Source organism: Streptomyces sp. NPDC001599 (genome assembly GCF_042893535.1).
In the GTDB taxonomy this organism is placed as follows: Bacteria; Actinomycetota; Actinomycetes; order Streptomycetales; family Streptomycetaceae; genus Streptomyces.
In genome coordinates this window covers 38,334-55,919 of sequence record NZ_JBIAVA010000021.1, presented here as the reverse complement: position 1 = coordinate 55,919, position 17,586 = coordinate 38,334, and the positions used below count along the sequence as shown (strand labels likewise).

15 protein-coding genes are annotated in these 17,586 nt (G+C 71.6%); 4 read left to right on the top strand and 11 right to left on the bottom strand.

Features of this window, described 5'->3' with window-relative positions:
* Positions 1-5: 5 nt before the first annotated feature.
* The 4 genes from cdtB to ACFYZ3_RS34620 all read right to left on the bottom strand — a co-directional run bounded on the left by cdtB (position 6) and on the right by ACFYZ3_RS34620 (position 3,800).
* The gene (gene cdtB, locus ACFYZ3_RS34635; protein WP_388526282.1) at positions 6-989 is read right to left on the bottom strand and encodes a siderophore ABC transporter substrate-binding protein CdtB; all 984 of its coding nucleotides are present in this window, start codon (positions 987-989) and stop codon (positions 6-8) included.
* Positions 986-1,864, bottom strand: a complete 879-nt coding sequence (gene cdtA / locus ACFYZ3_RS34630) for a siderophore ABC transporter ATP-binding protein CdtA (RefSeq protein ID WP_388526279.1) — start codon at positions 1,862-1,864, stop codon at positions 986-988. Before cdtA ends, cdtB begins: the two co-directional genes overlap by 4 nt.
* Before the next feature lie 103 nt (positions 1,865-1,967).
* On the bottom strand, positions 1,968-2,543 hold the full coding sequence (locus tag ACFYZ3_RS34625) for an MSMEG_1061 family FMN-dependent PPOX-type flavoprotein (RefSeq protein WP_388526276.1): 576 nt from the start codon (positions 2,541-2,543) through the stop codon (positions 1,968-1,970).
* Positions 2,544-2,627: 84 nt separating this feature from the next.
* Entirely contained in the window at positions 2,628-3,800 is a 1,173-nt protein-coding gene (locus tag ACFYZ3_RS34620) for a spore photoproduct lyase family protein (protein ID WP_388526273.1), read from the bottom strand.
* Positions 3,801-3,963: 163 nt separating this feature from the next.
* Here ACFYZ3_RS34620 and ACFYZ3_RS34615 point away from each other — a divergent pair, with 163 nt between their 5' ends.
* Entirely contained in the window at positions 3,964-4,140 is a 177-nt protein-coding gene (locus ACFYZ3_RS34615; protein WP_361008752.1) for a hypothetical protein, read from the top strand.
* 24 nt (positions 4,141-4,164) lie between these two features.
* On the opposite strand, the gene ACFYZ3_RS34610 is transcribed toward ACFYZ3_RS34615, so the two are convergent.
* The 7 genes from ACFYZ3_RS34610 to ACFYZ3_RS34580 all read right to left on the bottom strand — a co-directional run bounded on the left by ACFYZ3_RS34610 (position 4,165) and on the right by ACFYZ3_RS34580 (position 13,384).
* Complete coding sequence (locus ACFYZ3_RS34610) at positions 4,165-4,956, bottom strand: SAM-dependent methyltransferase (RefSeq protein WP_388526270.1); 792 nt, start codon at positions 4,954-4,956, stop codon at positions 4,165-4,167.
* Between the two features lie 103 nt (positions 4,957-5,059).
* Positions 5,060-5,713 carry a sugar O-acetyltransferase gene (locus ACFYZ3_RS34605; RefSeq protein WP_388526267.1) on the bottom strand — a complete coding sequence of 218 codons (654 nt, stop codon included), beginning with the start codon at positions 5,711-5,713 and terminating at the stop codon, positions 5,060-5,062.
* Positions 5,714-5,805: 92 nt separating this feature from the next.
* Positions 5,806-7,848, bottom strand: coding sequence for an RICIN domain-containing protein (locus tag ACFYZ3_RS34600; protein WP_388526264.1), 2,043 nt, complete (start codon positions 7,846-7,848; stop codon positions 5,806-5,808).
* Between the two features lie 117 nt (positions 7,849-7,965).
* The gene (locus tag ACFYZ3_RS34595) at positions 7,966-10,011 is read right to left on the bottom strand and encodes a beta-galactosidase (RefSeq protein ID WP_388526261.1); all 2,046 of its coding nucleotides are present in this window, start codon (positions 10,009-10,011) and stop codon (positions 7,966-7,968) included.
* 26 nt (positions 10,012-10,037) lie between these two features.
* Complete coding sequence (locus ACFYZ3_RS34590; protein WP_388526258.1) at positions 10,038-11,393, bottom strand: ABC transporter substrate-binding protein; 1,356 nt, start codon at positions 11,391-11,393, stop codon at positions 10,038-10,040.
* Positions 11,394-11,499: 106 nt separating this feature from the next.
* Positions 11,500-12,450 carry a carbohydrate ABC transporter permease gene (locus ACFYZ3_RS34585; protein WP_388526255.1) on the bottom strand — a complete coding sequence of 317 codons (951 nt, stop codon included), beginning with the start codon at positions 12,448-12,450 and terminating at the stop codon, positions 11,500-11,502.
* 7 nt (positions 12,451-12,457) lie between these two features.
* Entirely contained in the window at positions 12,458-13,384 is a 927-nt protein-coding gene (locus ACFYZ3_RS34580; RefSeq protein WP_121711272.1) for a carbohydrate ABC transporter permease, read from the bottom strand.
* Between the two features lie 192 nt (positions 13,385-13,576).
* On the opposite strand from ACFYZ3_RS34580, the gene ACFYZ3_RS34575 reads away from it, so the two are divergent.
* The 3 genes from ACFYZ3_RS34575 to ACFYZ3_RS34565 all read left to right on the top strand — a co-directional run bounded on the left by ACFYZ3_RS34575 (position 13,577) and on the right by ACFYZ3_RS34565 (position 17,585).
* Positions 13,577-14,635: a LacI family DNA-binding transcriptional regulator gene (locus ACFYZ3_RS34575; protein ID WP_361008766.1), complete on the top strand. Its 1,059-nt coding sequence runs from the start codon at positions 13,577-13,579 to the stop codon at positions 14,633-14,635.
* A 107-nt stretch (positions 14,636-14,742) separates the two neighbouring features.
* On the top strand, positions 14,743-16,545 hold the full coding sequence (locus tag ACFYZ3_RS34570; protein ID WP_388526250.1) for a thiamine pyrophosphate-requiring protein: 1,803 nt from the start codon (positions 14,743-14,745) through the stop codon (positions 16,543-16,545).
* Positions 16,542-17,585, top strand: a complete 1,044-nt coding sequence (locus tag ACFYZ3_RS34565; protein ID WP_388526247.1) for an SDR family oxidoreductase — start codon at positions 16,542-16,544, stop codon at positions 17,583-17,585. Before ACFYZ3_RS34570 ends, ACFYZ3_RS34565 begins: the two co-directional genes overlap by 4 nt.
* The last annotated feature ends 1 nt before the right edge of the window (position 17,586 follow it).

The following is a 17,586-nucleotide window of genomic DNA, read 5'->3' as shown; positions in this document are numbered from 1 at the left end:
CCCCGCTACTTCGTCAGCGCGCCGACGACGGCGTCGATGTACGCCTCCATCGACCCGGGACCGCCGAACATCCAGATGCCGTCGTCGAGGCGGTGCACGTCCCCGGCCTTCACGAACGGCAGGGACTTCCACACGGGGTTCTCGGCCAGCTCACCGGTGAAGGGGGTGGCGCTCGGGTCGTCGTCGTTGCCGATGTAGGCGAACCGGGTGTCCTTGGGGAGCTTGGTCAGGCCCTCGACGTCGGTGGCGCCGAGACCGTAGGCCTCGTCGCCCTTCACCGTCCAGGCGTTCTTGAGACCGACGGCCTCGTTGACCTCACCGATGAGCGAGGTCGCGGTGTAGGGGCGGATCGAGACCTGGTTGGAGGCGACGTAGCCGTCCGCGAAGGCGATGTCCTTGCCGGCCATCCCGGCGTCGGTCAGGGCCTTCTTGCCCTCGGCGACCTTGGCCTCGAAGTCCGCGCGGATGGTCGCGGCCTTGTCCGAGGTGCCGGTGGCCTTGGCGATGAGGTCGACGTTCTCCAGCATCTGGTCGATCTGACCGGTGCCGTCGGCGGACTTCACCTCGATCACCGGCGCGACCTCGCGCAGCTGCTTCACGGCGGCCGGGGTGAGGTCCGTGGTGGCGACGATGAGGTCCGGGGCGAGGGAGGCGACGGTGTCCATGCTCGGCTCGCCGCGGGTGCCGATGTCCTTGGGCTCGTTCTTGAGCGGAACGGCGCTGTCCCAGGTCTTGTAGCCCTTGACGTCCGCGACGCCGACCGGGTCCACCCCGAGCGAGACGAGGCTCTCGACGACGTTCCACTCGGTGGCGACCACCTTGGTGGCCGGCCCGTCGAGCTTCACCTCGGTGCCCTTGCCGTCCTTGAGCGTGATCGCCTCGGAGGCCTTCTTCTCCGACTTGTCGGCGGCGGGTTCGGTGGTGCCGCAGGCGGCCAGGGCGAGCGCCGCGGCGGTGGTGGCGGCCGCGGTGAGCAGGAGGCGTCTCATGAGGTGGTGCCGAGCCTTTCGGGAGTACGTGTGCGGGGGGTGCGTATGTGGTGGCGGCCGATCGGGCGGGTGCGCAGCCGGCCGGTCAGGGGGTCGGTGTCGACGTCGATCCGGATGCCGTAGACGGCGGTGAGCCGCTCCGGCGTCAGCACGTCCTCGGGCGGGCCGTCGGCGACGATCCGGCCCGCTTCGAGAAGCGTGATCCGGTCGGCGACGGCCGCCGCCTGGTCGAGGTCGTGCAGGACGACACCGACGGCGATGCCGTGGTCGTCCGCCAGGTCGCGGATGAGATCGAGGAGTTCGACCTGGTAGCGCAGGTCCAGGTAGGTCGTGGGTTCGTCCAGGAGCAGTACGCCGGTCTCCTGGGCGAGACAGCTCGCGAGCCACACCCGCTGCAACTGCCCGCCGGAGAGGTGGTCCGCGCCGCGGTCGGCGAGGCCGTCGACGCCGGTGAGCGCGAGCGCCCGGTCGACGGCGGCCGGGCCGTCCGGATCGGGCCGCCCCCAGCGGCCCCGGTACGGGTAGCGGCCGAACTCGACGACGTCCCGCACGGTCAGCCCGCCGGGCGTCGGACGCCCCTGCGTCAGCAGGGCGACGTACCGCGAGAACTCACGGGACGTCAGCGCCAGCCCGTCGGTGGCGCCGTCCAGGCTGAGCGTGGCGCTGCGGGCCCGCTGGAGCCGGGCGACGGTCCGCAGCAGCGTCGACTTCCCGCTGCCGTTCGGCCCCACCAGGACGGTCACTTCGCCGGGCCTGAGCCCGACCCCCGCGTCGTGCACGACATCGACACCGTCGTACGCGACGGTCACGCCCGTGGCCGACAGCTCGTGTCCGCGCAGGCGCGGGGTGCCGGCTGCGTCTTCACCTGATCTCACGCAGTGAAGGTTAGCCTAACCTAAAAAGCGCTGGTAGAGGCGGGGGTCACACGGGCTCGGCGGGCGCTGTCCCGTCCGTCGCTCCAGGGGTGGAGCGAAGGGATCAACTCGCTTGCGAGGAACCGGATTTCCACAGTCCCGCCCGGTTCAGGGACATCGGGCAGTGGAGATAGATCTCGTCGATCTCCAGGAGCAGGGCGAGGTCCGGACGCCGTCCGTCGCGCGCCATCGCGTCGAAGAAGGGCGCGTCGGTGAGGATGCGGGCCCGGCCGTTGACCCGGAGCACCTCCTTGCCGCCGGGGATCAGGTAGAGCAGGCCGGCGTGCGGATTGTCGAGGACGTTGTGGAAGCTGTCCCCGCGTCGGTTGCCCGCCCGGTCCGGCAGGGCGAGGGTGCGGGAGTCGAGGACGTGGGTGAAGCCGGGGGCGTCGCCGCGCGGCGACACGTCGCAGTTGCCGCCCGCGTCGGAGGTCGCCAGGAGGCAGAAGGGGGAGCGGGCCAGGATGTCCCGGTCGTCGTCCGTGAGCCGGTCGTGCACCTTGTCGATGACGATGGGCCAGGGTTCGCCCAGCAGCTCACGCAGTTGCGCGCGCGAGCCGAGCTCGACCCAGCCCTCTTCGGTGGCGGTGGCGGTGGCGGTGGCCGGTCGGTCTCCGGTCGTGTCGATCGTGTGCGGCAAGGCCGGCTCCCAAGTGCGCTCGCGGAAGTGCCGGAAGCGTTGCCTCCGGCAGTTGTTGCACACGCAACATTATCGGGGGCGCTCTCAGAAGGCGTAGCGGATCCGCAGCCAGGGCGCGTGGGCGGCGACCAGCGCCCGGAGCCGGGCCACCGCGTCGGCCTTGACGTCCGTCCGGTAGCGCACGTTGAGCGCACCGTTCTCCGAGCGCTTGGCCTGCTGGATCTCCGGCCGCCACAGCACCTCCTCGGCGCGGGGGTGCCAGCCCAGGTTGACCTCGTGCAGCCCCCGGTTGTGCGTCAGCATGATCACCTCGGCGGCGGCCTGCCGCTTGACCCGGTCGGGCAGAACGTCGTCGAGCTGCCGCAGCAACTCGGCCCAGGCCTCCTCCCAGCCCGGCCGCAGCGCGACGGGGGAGAGGTTGAAGTGCACCTCGTAACCGGCCTCCAGGAAGTCGCCGGCCGCGGCGATGCGCTCGGCGACGGGCGAGGTGCGCACGTCCAGCAGCCGGGAGTCGTCCGGCGGCATCAGGGAGAAGCGGACCCGGGTCCGGCCGCGCGGGTCCAGGGCGAGCAGGTCGGGATTGACGAACTTCGTCGCGAAGGAGGCCTTGGCCGTCGGCCACTGCCGGAAGGCGTGCACCAGGTCCGCGGTGTTGTCGCAGATCAGGGCGTCCACCGAGCAGTCGCCGTTCTCACCAATGTCGTAGACCCACGCCTCGGGGTCGCACTGGTTCGGTTCGCGCTTGGGCCCCTGCCGGGCGATGTGCCGGCCGAGATGGGCGACGATCCGGTCGATGTTGGTGAAGACGGTGACGGGGTTGGCGTACCCCTTGCGGCGCGGCACGTAGCAGTAGGCGCAGGCCATGGCGCAGCCGTTGGAGGCGCCCGGCGCGATCCAGTCCGCGGAACGCCCGTTGGGGCGGGTGACCGGAGTCTTCCGCTCGCCCAGGACGAGCGTCTCGCCCTTCACGCGCACCCAGCGCTCGACGTTGCCCTCGTTGCCGTGCAGCCCCGGAATGTTCCAGTGGGAGTCCACCTCGACCACCCGGGCGTCCGGGAACCGGGCGAGGATCTGCCGGCCGCGCGGGGAGGCGGCCGCCGCCGGCTCGGCGTGGATCTCCCGCACCGGCAGCAGCCTGCGGGCGGCCGCGGAGTCCCGGAAGAGCGGTCCGGCGGCGGGCGGCGGACCGGGCGTCAGGGCGTCCAGGCCGAACAGCGTGCCAAAGCCGTCGTCCGGCGCGGTGGACGGGTCGTGCATGAGGGCTCCGGGGCGTGGTGCGGGAGAAACCGCGCCATTTCGCCGCGGTCCGGTCCTCCACTGTACGAAGCGTGCGGTGCCTCCGTCGTGTCACGCGGCCCGTCGGGGGCATACGCGAGACACGGCACCGCTCCGGTGCCGCCGATCCGAAGGGGTGTACACCGTGCTCGCCATCATCGCGGCGGTTCTGTTCCTCATCGCCTGGCTGATCAACGCGGCGGAGGTCTCGACCAACGACGTCTTCACCGCCACCAACGTCATGCTCGTCGGACTCGCCCTGCTGGCCCTGCACGTCGCCGGGATCGGCAGCGGCTGGGCGCCGCGCGGGCGCCGCCGCTGAGCCGCCCCGCGCCCTCGTCACCCGTCAGGGGATGCGCGCCACGCCCGCGTAGATACCGCTCTCCTCGGGCGCGGGCGGCTCCAGGCCCTCGCCGTACCACTCGGTGGCCGTGACCAGGCCGGGCGGCACCAGTTCCAGACCGTCGAAGAAGCGGGCGACCTCCGCCCGGGTGCGGAAGCCGAGACGGATGCCGCCCTTGGCGTACTGGGCGATCACCTGCTCCGCCAGCTCGGGGAAGAGGTCGAGCGCGGCGTGCGACAGGACCAGGTGGCTGCCGGACGGGAGGGTCTCCACCAGCCCCCGGACGATTCCGTGGGCGTCCTGGTCGTCGGGGACGAAGTGCATCAGGGCGATCAGCGACAGTGCGATCGGCCGGTCGAAGTCCAGGATCCCGCGGGCGTGCCGCACGATCTCCTCGGGCTCGCGGACATCGGCCTGGATGTAGTCCGTGGCCCCCTCGGGGCTGCTGACCAGCAGGGCCTCCGCGTGCCGCAGCACGATCGGGTCGTTGTCGGCGTAGACGACCCGGGCCGTCGGCACTGTCCGCTGGACGATCTGGTGCAGGTTCGGCTCGGTCGGGATGCCCGTGCCGATGTCCAGGAACTGGTCCACGCCCTGCGCGGCGAGGTGTGCCACCGCGCGGTTCATGAACGCACGGTTCTGCCGCGCGGCGTCCCGTGCCTCGGGCGGCAGGGTCTCGCCCACCGCCTCGTCGACCGGGTAGTTGTCCTTGCCGCCCAGCAGCCAGTCGTAGACCCGCGCGGGGTGGGCCCGGCCGGTGTCGATGTGGGGAGGCTGGGTGTGGTCCGTGGTCATGGCAGGCTCCGTGGTCCGGGAGGGTGACGCTCCGCCGCAGTTCTGGATCATCGTACTGCGGCAAAGCCGTGCCATGTGCCGGACGGACGCCGGAAGTTGCCGATCACGCCGGTCGCCCGTCCCCACCCGGGTCCAGGGTGCGGGGCGGACGGTAGCTCCACTCGCGGTCGGCGTCGGTGATCTCGCGCAGCACCCGCGCCGGAGTACCGGCGACGACCGTCATCGGCGGCACGTGTGCCGTCACCACACTGCCCGCGCCGACCACCGATCCCCGGCCGACGGTCACCCCCGGCATGATCAGCGCGCCGGCCCCGATCCACACGTCGTCCTCGATGCGCACCGGCGCCGAGAACTGGGTGCCGTCCCTGCGCAGGTCCGGGTGGACGGGGTGCCCGGTGGTGCTGACGGTCACGTGCGGGGCGAACATCACCCGGTCGCCGACGAAGACCTCGACGTCGTCGACGAGGGTGAGGCCGAAGTTGGCGTACACGTCGTCGCCCAGGTGCACCCGGCTGCCGTAGGCCACGTGCAGCGGCGGCTCGATCCACACCCCCGTGCCGAGCGAGGCGAGCAGCTCCTTCAGGAGTGCCCGGCGGCCCTCCTCGTCCCGCGCGCCGGTCCGGTTGTAGGCGTCGGCCAGCTCCTTGCCGCGCAGCCGCTCCTCCGCCAGGGCCTGAAGACCCGGGGCGCCGTCCGAGTACAGCTCGCGGGCCGCCATCCTGCGGCGGACCTCGCGCTCCCGTGGGTCGGTGGTCATGCGGTCTCCTCGCATCCGTACGGGGTGGGCCGGCGGCCCCGTCCGCAGCGTCGGTGAGCGTGCGGACGGGACCGCCGGCAACCGGGGGAGGTTCAGCCTGCGGACACGTCGGTCAGCGTCCAGCGCTGGTTGGCACCGGAGTTGGGCGGCCAGGTCGTGACGGCCGCACCGTCGTGGGTCGCCTGGCCGCCCACTTCGAGCAGGCGCCCGGTGGCCGCGTTGACCAGGGTCCAGGTGCCGTCACCGGTGCTCGAGGCGAGCCACTCGGCGGCCCGGTCCGGCCTGCCCGTGTCGGGCTCGGCCACCGGGACGTCGTCGCGCACGGCGAGGCGGGTGCCGTCCTCGGGCCGGGTGAAGACGTAGCGGTCGCGGACGCCGCCGTCGTGGCGCACCGCGCTCAGCCGCCACTGCCGGGCGCTCGCGTCGGCCCCGGTGCCCAGGACCAGGTTCGTGCCGTCCGCGGCCACGGTGACGGCCTTGCCGCTCTGCACGCCGGTCAGCGTGTAGGTGTGCCCCCTGCGCAGCTCGGCGGCGTCCTTCGCGACCCCCGAGACGCCCTCGATCGCGAAGGAGGTGACGGACTGGGCGGGCACGGTGAAGGTGGCCGTGCGGTCGCTCACCCTGATCGGGGACTGCTTCTCCAGCTTGCCGTCGGCGCTGGTCACCACCGGGGTCACGGTGGCGCGGCGGCTCACGTCGCGGAACTTGGACAGATCGAGCGTGACCGTGCGGGCCTCGGTGGTGCGGTTGACGTGGACGAGCGAGGCGCCCTTGCCGTCGCGGGTGACCGCGGCGGCGCTGGAGGTGTCGTCCGTCCGGATCAGCCGGTCGCCGGGCTTGATGAAATGGGTGAAGTTGCGGGCGGTGTCGAACTTGGTGTTGGTCCGGATCGGGCAGGTCTCCAGGGTGTCCTGGGCCGTGCAGTCGAACGGGAGCTGGATGCTGCCCCAGTTGCCGCCCTTCGCGGACTCGCCGCCCGGCTTCATGTTGTCGTAGTCCTCGACGGGCTGCCAGAAGACCCAGGCGCGGGGCTCCAGTTCCCGCAGGTCGTCGACGATCTGCTGGGCGAGGCCGAGGCCGGGCCGCATGTCCTCGAAGTCCTGGCCGTCGCCCCAGTCGCCGCCCACCTCGCTCATCCACAGCGGTTTGTCCGCGGCCTTGGCGAGGTCCCGTACGGTGGTGCGTTGCCCGGTGCCGTAGGTGTGGACGTTCATCTGCCCGACGAGCGCGCGGTCGGCCGCGGAGTAGGCGTTCCAGTTCTTGGCGAAGGTGCCCGGGTTGGTCTCGTCCATGGCCGAGACGTCCGCCTTGACCTTCGCCTTCCTCAGTGCCGGGGCGAGGGCTCGGAGCACCTCGCGCTGGAGCTCGGGACCCATGTGGGCCCCTTCCTGCCGGCCGCCGACGGGCTCGCCGTCCGCGCCGAGCTGTGTACCCCAGTACGGGGTGTTGGGCTCGTTGAACGGGTCGACGGTGTCGACCTTGATGCCCTCGGCCTTCTCCAGCCGCCCGGTCGCCCCCGCGACGTAGGCGGCGAAGTCGTCGACCGACTCGGGCTTCAGCTGGTCGGCGGAGGAGTCGAAGCCGCCGGAGACGTAACCGCTGACGGTCATGAACCAGGGCGGGGAGTTGCTGAACGTCTCCCAGTGGTCGATGTCGTCCTTGATCCGCTCGACCCACCAGCGCTGGGTGGCGTCGGCGTCCTCGTTCCAGTCGGCCGGGTCGTCGGCGCTCCACCAGTCGGTGTCCTCGCGCGTGGTGCCCGCGGGCGCCTGCCACCAGCCCTCGACCGCCCCGCCGGCCCGCAGGTAGTCCTTGACGTCCGGCGCGTTGCCGCCGCCGATGTTGTAGCGGGCGATGTTGAGCCCGAGGCCGTCGTCGCCGAACAGCAGGCGGGCCAGCTTCTCGCGGATCTCGGGCGGGTAGTCGCCGGTGGCGTTGGCGAACCAGACCAGGCTGGTGCCCCAGCCCTCGAACTTCTCCTGCTGGTACGAGGGGTCCGGCCGAACCGTGACGGAGGCGGCGGCCGCGGCCGGTTCGGCCTGGGCGGCGGGAACGCCGAGCAGGGCGGCCCCGGTGGCCAGGGAGGTCAGAACAGCTGCCCCGAGGAGGCGTCTGCTGCGGGTACGGCGTGCCATCGTGTGCTCCCAACGGAAAGATGTGGTCGCTGCGGTGGCCCCTTCCGCCCGGCCCGGGGCAGGAGGGGACGGCCCCGGAGCGGGTGCGTGCCGCTCCGGGGAGTCATGGGTGGGGGATCAGTCGGTGGGCGTGCGCAGGACGGCGACCCCCCGGCCCGCCAGGACGAGGGCGCCCTCGTCGCCGGTGTCGCCCACCAGGACCTCTCCGGTGAGCCCGGCGACGGTCACGGCCTCGTCGGTCCGGTTGACCAGGAACAGGAACCGTCCCCCGGCGCCCCGGCGCACGGTTGCCTCGACCCGCCCCCGTACCGAGGCGGGCAGCTCGCTGGTCACCCCGGCCGGCTCCAGCAGCCTCGGCAGCAGCGCGGCGAGCCCGTCGGCGCCGAGCCGGGTGGAGACGTAGGCGGCCGAGCCGCCGCCCGCCGGACGCCGGGTGACGGCGGGGCGGCCCGCATGGGTGCCGGTGCGGTAGTGGGCCAGTACCTCGGTCTCCGGCGCGGTCACGGTGATCCGGTCGGTCCACAGGCTCCCGCTGCCCGCGCCGTCCAGCTCCACGCTCTGCCCGGCGGGCAGCGGACCGAACTCCTCGACGCGGATGCCGAGCAGGTCACGCAGTGCGCCCGGGTAGCCGCCCAGCCAGACGTGGTCGTTCTCGTCCACGATGCCCGAGAAGTACGTGGTGACCAGGTGCCCGCCCTGCTCGGCGTAGCGCGTGAGGTCCTTGGCCAGCTCGGCCGGGACCAGGTGCAGCACCGGCGCGATCAGCACCCGGTGGCGGCTCAGGTCGGCGCCGGTGGTGACGACGTCGGCGCGCACGCCCAGGGAGAGCAGCGCCGAGTACCAGTCGAGCGCCTCCTGGTGGTAGTCGAGCAGCGAGGTGGGGTGCGAGTCCTGCTCGCTGGCCCACCGGGACTCCCAGTCGAAGAGGATGCCGACCTCGGCGGGCTCCCGCTCGCTCCCGGCGACCGGCGCGAGCGTCTTCAGGGTGTCGCCGAGCGCGGTCACCGCGCGGAACAGGTCGCTGTCCGCACCGGCGTGCGGGACCATCGCCGAGTGGTACTTCTCGGCGCCGGCCGCCGACTGGCGCCACTGGAAGAAGCACACCGCGTCGGCGCCGTGCGCCACGTGCGTCAGCGAGTCCCGGGCCATCTCGCCCGGCCGTTTGGCCAGGTTGACGGGCTGCCAGTTCACCGCGCTGGTGGAGTGCTCCATCAGGAACCACGGGCGGCCGTCCGCGATGCCGCTGGTGAGGTTCGCCGAGAACGACAGCTCGTCGCGGGCCTGGGGGTGCGGGACGACGTAGTGGTCGTTGGCGACGAAGTCGACCTCGCCGGCCCAGTCCGCGTAGTTCATGCCCTTGGTGCCGGGCATCACCATGAAGTTGGTGGTGACCGGGACGTCCGGGGTCAGCTCCCGCAGCAGGTCCCGCTCGGCGCGCAGGTGGTCCTTGAGCGCGTCCGAGGAGAAGCGCTTGAAGTCCAGCTGCTGGGTCGGGTTCGGGTGCGAGGCGGCGAGCCGGGGCGGCAGGATCTCCGCCCAGTCGCCGTAGCGCTGCGACCAGAACGCCGTGCCCCAGGCGTGGTTGAGGGCGTCTGTGGTGCCGTATCGCGCGCGCAGCCACTCCCGGAAGGCGCGGGCGGCGTCGTCGGAGTAGTCGTAGACGTTGTGGCAGCCCAGCTCGTTGTTGACGTGCCAGGCGACGAGCGCCGGGTGGTCGGCGTAGCGGGTGGCCAGCTTGCGGACCAGGCGCAGGGCGTGCTCGCGGAAGACGGGCGAGGTCGGGCGCCAGTGCTGACGTGCTCCCGGCCACAGCGTCTCGCCCCGGTCGGTGACCGGGAGGATCTCCGGGTGCGCGGTGGTCAGCCAGGGGGGCGGGGAGGCGGTGGCGGTCGCCAGGTCGACGCCGACGCCGTGCTCGTGCAGCAGGTCCATCACCTCGTCGAGCCAGGCGAAGTCCCAGGCGTCCGGCCCCGGCTGGATGCGGGCCCAGGAGAAGATGCCGAGCGACACGATGTTGACCCCGGCCTCCCGCATCAGCCGTACGTCCTCCTCCCACACCTCCCGGGGCCACTGCTCGGGGTTGTAGTCGGCGCCGTAGGCGAGACGCGGGGCGGGCGCACCGTCCGCCCCGCGGTGCAGGCGGGAGTGGAGGGTGGAGATCATGGCGGTCCTTCCGGTGGGGGCGTGCGCTACTTCTCGACGGTGAAGCCCTGCTCCTCGCCGTACTTGACCGAGGCCTCCTGCCAGGACTCGAGGCCCTCGGCGAGCGTGGTGCCGGAGACGTAGGCCTTGCCGACGGTGTCGTTGAAGACGGAGTTCGCGTAGACCTGGTAGGGCAGGTACGACCAGTCGTCGGGGACGTCCGCGGCGGACTCGGCGAAGATCTTGTTGGCCTTCTGGCCGCCGAAGTAGGGGAACGCGGTGTCCTGGAACTTCGTGGACTGCAGATCCGCGGTGGTCGCCGGGAAGGCGCCGTTCTTCAGCCGGGTCTGCACGCCGTCACCCGCGTTCGCGTACTCGACGAAGGCGTACGCCAGTGCCTCGTTCTTGCCGAGTTCCGGGAGCGCGAGCGCGCTGCCGCCGTTCTCGGCGCTGACCTTGTCCCCCGCCTTCCACTGCGGCATCGGGGCGACCCGCCAGTCGCCGGAGGCCGCCTTCGCGCCGGACTCCAGGTTGGCGGGCATCCAGGCACCGGTCGCCAGCGTCGCGATGGTGCCGTCGCCGAGGCCCTTGTACCACTCGTCGGTCCAGGCGGGGACGGAGGCGAGCAGCTTCTCGTCGATGAGCTGCTGCCAGGTCCCGGTGAACGTCTTGGCGCCCTGGTCGGTGAAGTCGATCTTCACCTTGGTGCCGTCGACCGTGTAGGGGCGCGAACCGGCCTGCCAGAGCATGCTGGTGGCGAACCCGGCGTCGCCGTTGTCGGCGGTGATGTACGCCTTCGGGTCGGCCTTGTGCAGGTCGCGGGCGGCGTCCAGGTACTCGGCCCAGGTGGTGGGCACCTTGATGTCGTACTTGTCGAAGACCTTCTTGTTGTAGAACAGCGCCATCGGACCGGAGTCCATCGGCAGCGCGTAGACGCCGTCCGAACCGGCCTTCACCCCGTTCCACGGGCCGGGGGAGAACTGGGCGGAGAGCTTGTCGGCGCCGAAGGACTTGAGGTCGGTGAGCTGCTTGGTCAGGGCGTACTGGCCCATCGCGTAGTACTCGATCTGCGCGACGTCGGGGACGCCCTTCTTCGCGGAGATGGCGTTCTGCAGGGCCGTGTACTGGTCCTTGTTGGTGCCGGCGTTGACGAGGTCGACCTTGACGCCGGGGTGTTCCTTCTCGAAGTCGGTGGCCACCTGCTTGAGCGTGGGCTCCCACGCCCACACCGTGATGGTGCCGCCCTCCTTGAGGGCCGCCTGTATGTCCGCCTCGGAGACGGCCTTCTGGCTCGATCCCCCGTCGTCGGAGTCGCCGCAGGCGGTCGCCCCCAGGGCGAGGGCGCAGACGAGGACCGTGCCGCGCAGGAGGCGGCGCGAGTGCTTGGTCAGGTGTGTGGGCATGGGTGTGCTTCCACTTCTTCGTGGCCGGAACCGGCACCGTTGAGGGTTGGCGAGGTTGGTGGTCGGGGGAGGGCGGGGCTGGGGGCGGGCAAGGGACGGGGGAGGGCTACTCCTTGACGCTTCCGGCGGCGAGACCGGACTGCCAGTACTTCTGGAGCAGCAGGAACGCGGCGATCAGCGGCAGGATGGTGATCAGCGAGCCGGTGACGACGAGGTTGAAGACGGCCTCGCCGCCCGCGGTCGCGGCCTGCTGGTTCCAGCTGTTGAGCCCCAGGGTCAGCGGGTACCAGTCGGGGTCCTTGAGCATGACCAGCGGCAGGAAGTAGTTGTTCCAGGTGGCGACCATGGTGAACAGCAGGACGGTGACGATGCCGGGCGCCAGCAGCGGCAGGGCGACCCGGAAGAAGGTGCGCACCTCGCCCGCCCCGTCGATGCGGGCGGCCTCCATCAGTTCGGTCGGGATGGCCTCGGTCGCGAACACCCACATCAGGTAGAGGCCGAACGGCGAGATCAGGGACGGGATGATCACCGCCCAGGGAGTGTTGGTGAGGCCCATCTTGCTGAACATCAGGAAGGTCGGCACCGCCAGCGCCGTCCCCGGCACGGCCACCGCGCCGATGACGACGGCGAAGACGGCGCGTCGGCCGGGGAAGTCGAACTTGGCGAGCGCGTAGCCGCCGAGCACGGCGAGGAAGGTCGCGCCGCCCGCGCCGAGGCCCACGTACAGCAGGGTGTTGAGCAGCCAGCGGGTGAAGACGCCGTCGTTGTACGTGAACGTCTCGGTGATGTTGTCCCAGAGCGCGAAGTCGCCGTCGAACCAGAGACCGGCGGAACGGGACAGCCCCTCCTGCGTCTTGGTGGCGCTGACGGCCAGCCAGACCAGCGGAACCAGGCTGTACAGCAGGACGAGCGAGGTGAGCACGGTCAGCAGCACGCTGCGCCGGGGCTTGTCGGCGGAGTGCCGGCGCCGGGGCGTACGCAGTCGCGGGGCGAGGGCGGAGGTACCGGACGGGGTGGGTGCGGAACGGTCCGAGGCGGTGGCGACGGGGCTGGTCATCGCTGCTTCACACTCCCTTGCGCATGCCGCGCAGCTGCACGGCGTAGGCGATGACCATGGTGATCAGCCCCATGACGATGGCGACCGTCGCGGAGTAGTTGTGCTGCTGCCCGTTGAAGGACAGCGCGTACGTGTAGTAGTTGGGCGTGTAGTCGGTGGTGATCGCGTTGCGCGCCAGGGGCTGAAGGATGCTGGGCTCGTTGAAGAGCTGGAAGCTGCCGATGATCGAGAAGATCGTGGCGATCACCAGGGCCCCGCGGATGGCCGGGAGCTTGATGGCGGTGATCACGCGGATCTGCCCGGCGCCGTCGATCTGCGCCGCCTCGTACAGCGAGTGCGGCACGACGCGCAGCGCCGAGTAGAAGATCAGCATGTTGTAGCCGACGAACTCCCAGGTCACGATGTTGCCGATGGAGGCAAGGACCAGGTCGGGGGAGAGCGGGTCGGGCAGCGAGACGCCCAGCGCGCCGTTGATGTCACCGACCAGGCCGAAGCGGGTGCCGTACATGAAGCCCCACATCAGGGTGGCCACCACGGCGGGCACGGCGTACGGCAGGAAGATGGAGATCCGGAAGAAGTCCCGGCCGTAGAGGCGGCCGCTGTCCAGCGCGAGGGCCACGAGCAGTGCGATGCCGAGCATGATCGGCACCTGTACGGCGAGGAAGAGCGAGACCCGGCCGAGCGAGGCCCAGAACCGGTCGTCCTTCAGTGCCTCGGCGTAGTTGTCGAGGCCGACGAAGGTGGTCCCGCCGATCAACTGGTCGCGGAAGAGGCTGAGGTAGACCGAGTACGCGATGGGCGCGAGGAACACCAGGGCGAAGACGGCCACGAAGGGGCCGAGAAACCCCCACCCCGTCCAGGAGCGGCGGTCCCGCCTCACCGGGGGCGGGGCCGGCCGCGGCTCGGCGGCGGCCGGCGGTTGCAGCGTCGTCATGTCGTTCCTCGCTCGTCCACGTCCTGGAGCTTCGCCTGATGTTTACGTAAACATGGCGCACCGCGAAAGAGCGACGAGCTGTTATGTTTACGTAAACATCTGATGGCGGCATGTCTACACTGCCCCGATGACGACGGTCAAGGGTCCTTCCGCACCGGGACCCGACAGCGACAGAGAGGCGGCTGACGGCGAGTGAGCACGGCTGAGGAAGTCCCGACGAGCGCACCCGCGCCACCCCGGCGCGGCCGGGACCGCACGGCCTCCATGGCGGACGTGGCCCGGCTGGCCGGAGTCTCCTCGCAGACCGTCTCCCGCGTCTCCAACGGCTACGCGGGCGTGACCGAGGAGACCCGGCAGCAGGTGCTGGCGGCCATGAAGGAGCTGGGCTACCGGCCCAACAGCGCGGCCCGCGCCCTCAAGCGCGGCGAGTTCCGCACCATCGGAGTCATCACCTTCACGCTGGCCACCACGGGCAACGTGCGCACCCTGGAGGCCATCGCGACCTCCGCGGCGAGCGAGGGGTACGCGGTGACGCTGCTGCCGGTCGCCGTCCCCACCCAGGACGAGGTGCGCGGCGCGTTCTCGCGGCTGGAGGAGCTGGCCGTCGACGCGGTCATCGTCATCATGGAGGTCCACCTCCTGGACGCGGCCTCCCTCAAACTGCCGCCGCACGTCCAGGTCGTCGTGGTCGACTCCGACGCCGGCGACACCTACACCGTCGTCGACACCGACCAGGCCGGCGGCAGCCGCGCCGCCGTGCGCCACCTGCTGGACCTCGGGCACGACACGGTGTGGCACCTGGGCGGCCCCGAGGGCTCCTTCGCCGCCCAGCGCCGCACCGACGCCTGGCGGCGCACGCTCACCGAGGCCGGCCGCACCCCGCCGCCGCTCGTGAGGGGCGACTGGTCGGCGGAGTCCGGCTACCGGGCCGGCCTGGAACTCGCCGCCCGCGAGGAGTGCACCGCCGTCTTCGCGGCCAACGACCAGATGGCCCTCGGCCTGCTGCGCGCCCTGCACGAACGCGGCCGGCGGGTGCCCGAGGACGTCAGCGTCATCGGCTTCGACGACATCGCCGAGGCCGGTTCCTTCCTGCCCCCGCTGACCACCGTCCACCAGGACTTCGCCGAGGTCGGGCGGCTGTGCGTGCGGGCCGTGCTGCGCAAGATGCGCGCGGCGGGTCCGCAGCAGGGCACGACGCTGGTGCCGACCCGGCTGGTGACCCGGGCGAGCACGGCCCCGCCGCCCGGGTAGGCGGCGGGGCGCCGGAGCGGACGAAGGGGACGGACGGCCGGTTTAGGAGCGGCCGGGAGGGTAACCCCACAAGCCGACCGTCGTCCCCCCACGTCCGGGAGAGCCCCATGACCCAAGTCGCCGACTATGTGCTCCAGCGTCTGTCCGAGTGGGGCGTGAAGCGGGTGTACGGCTATCCGGGCGACGGCATCAACGGTCTGCTCGGCGCTTTCGACCGGGCCGACGGCGACCCCGAGTTCATCCAGGCCAGGCACGAGGAGATGGCCGCGTTCATGGCCTGCGGCCACGCCAAGTTCACCGGTGAGGTGGGCTGTTGCGTCGCCACCTCGGGGCCGGGCGCCGTCCACCTCCTCAACGGCCTGTACGACGCCAAGCTTGACCACCAGCCCGTGGTGGCGGTGGTGGGCCAGCAGAAGCGGCTGTCGCTGGGCACCCACTACCAGCAGGAGATCGCCCTCGACCAGCTGTTCGCAGACGTGTCCGAGTACTGCCAGATGGTCGTGCACCCGGGCCAGGCCCGGCACGTCGTCGACCGGGCCTTCAAGACCGCGCTGACCACCCGGGGCGTCGCCACCGTCATCATCCCGGGCGACATCCAGGAGGAGGAGGCCCAGCCCTCCCCGCCCAGGGAGCACGGCTCCGTCTTCTCCAGTGTGGGCTGGAGCCGGCCGCGGGTGCTGCCCGACCTCGACGAGCTGCGCAAGGCCGCCGACGTGCTCAACGCGGGCAACAAGGTCGCCATGCTCGTCGGCCAGGGCGCGGCCAACGCGGAGGACGAGGTGAAGGAGGTCGCCGAACTGCTCGGCGCCGGTGTCGCCAAGGCCCTGCTCGGCCGCCAGGTCCTGCCCGACGACCTGCCCTACGTCACCGGCCCCATCGGCCTGCTGGGCAGCAAGGCCAGCGACAACATGATCCAGGGGTGCGACACCCTGCTCATGGTCGGCAGCAGCTTCCCGTACTCGGAGTGGCTGCCCGAGGAGGGGCAGGCCCGGGGCGTCGAGATCGACATCGACGGACGCATGATCGGCATCCGCTACCCCATGGACGCCCACCTCGTCGGCGACTCCAGGGAGACCCTGCGCGCCCTGATCCCGATGCTCCAGCGCAAGGAGGACCGCGGCTGGCGGGAGAAGATCGAGAAGGACGTCCGGGAGTGGCACGACCTCTGCGACCGCTGGGCGGGCGAGCACTTCGGCAAGACCATCAACCCCCAGGCCGTCGCCGCCGAACTCTCCCCGCGGCTGCCGGACGACGTCATCCTGACGGCCGACTCCGGCTCGGGCACCAACTGGTGGGCGCGCCACCTCCTGCTGCGCGACGGCATGCAGGCCTCGCTCTCCGGCACCCTGGCCACGATGGGCCCGGGGACGCCGTACGCCATCGCGGCGCGGTTCGCGTACCCCGAGCGTCCGGTGATCGCCTTCATCGGAGACGGCGCGTTCCAGATGAACGGCATGAACGAGATGATCACCGTCAAGCGCTATCTGGACCGCCTGTCCGGGTCGGCGCCGCTGATCTTCTGCGTCTTCAACAACCAGGACCTCAACCAGGTCACCTGGGAACAGCGCGCCATGGCCGGAGACCCCAAGTACCCGGGCTCCCAGGCCATCCCCGACGTCCCCTACGCCGCCTACGCCGAGCTCCTCGGCCTCAAGGGCATCGTCTGCGCCGACCCCAAGAAGGTCGGCTCCGCCTGGGACGAGGCGCTCGCCGCCGACCGGCCCGTGGTCCTGGAGTTCAAGGTCGACGCGGAGATCGCGCCGATCCCGCCGCACATCATGAAGGACCAGGGCAAGAAGGCCATCAAGGCGGCGCTGCACGACCCGGAGCTGACCGGGATCGCCACCAAGGGCGTACGCCAGAAGCTCACCGAGTACGCCGAGCACCTCCCCGGCCGGGGCAAGAAGTGAGCGGCCTGAGCCACCGGGAGACGAACGGCACGGGGGTCGTCGTCGTCACCGGCGCGACCGGCGGCGTCGGCCGGGCCACCGCCCGGGCCTTCGGCGCCCGCGGGGCCGCGGTGGCCCTGCTCGCGCGGGGCGAGTACGCCCTCGAACGCGCGGCCGAGGAGGTCCGCGAGGCCGGCGGGCGCGCCCTGCCCCTGGTCGTGGACGTCGCCGACGCGGAGGCCGTGGACGCGGCGGCCACCCGCGTCGAGGAGGAACTCGGCCCGATCGACGTATGGGTGAACGCCGCGTTCTCGACCGTCTTCGCGCCCGTGCCGGAGATCCGGCCCGAGGAGCTGAGGCGGGCCACCGAGGTCACCTACTTCGGCTTCGTCCACGGCACCCAGGCCGCCCTGCGGCGCATGACGCCGCGCGACCGCGGCACCATCGTCCAGGTCGGCTCGGCCCTGGCCGAACGCAGCGTCCCGCTCCAGGCCGTCTACTGCGGGGCCAAGCACGCCATCCAGGGGTTCACCGAGTCGCTGCGCTGCGAACTGCTGCACGACCGCAGCGGGGTGCGGGTGACCATGGTGCAGATGCCCGGGCTCAACACGCCCCAGTTCAGCTGGGTCCTCACCCGGCTGCCCCGCCATCCGCGCCCGGTGGCCCCCGTCTACCAGCCCGAGGTCGCCGCCCGGGCCGTGCTGCACGCCGCCGACCACCCCGAGCGGCGCATGTACTGGGTCGGCGGCTCCACCGTCGCCACCCTGCTCGGCCAGAAGTTCGCCCCGGGTCTCCTCGACCGCTATCTCGCGCGCACCGGCTACGACGGGCAGCAGACCGACCGGCCCGTCGACCCGTCGCGGCCGGCCAACCTCTGGAAGCCGCCGGACGACACCGCACCGGACGACTACGGCGCACACGGCATCTTCGACGACGAGGCGCATGCGCGCAGCGTCCAGTTCTGGATCTCCCGCAACCGCCGGCCGCTGGCCCTGGCCACGGCCGTGACCGGGGCGGTCGCCGCCACCCTGGCCGGGAGCCTGCGCCGACGCGCGGGCTGAC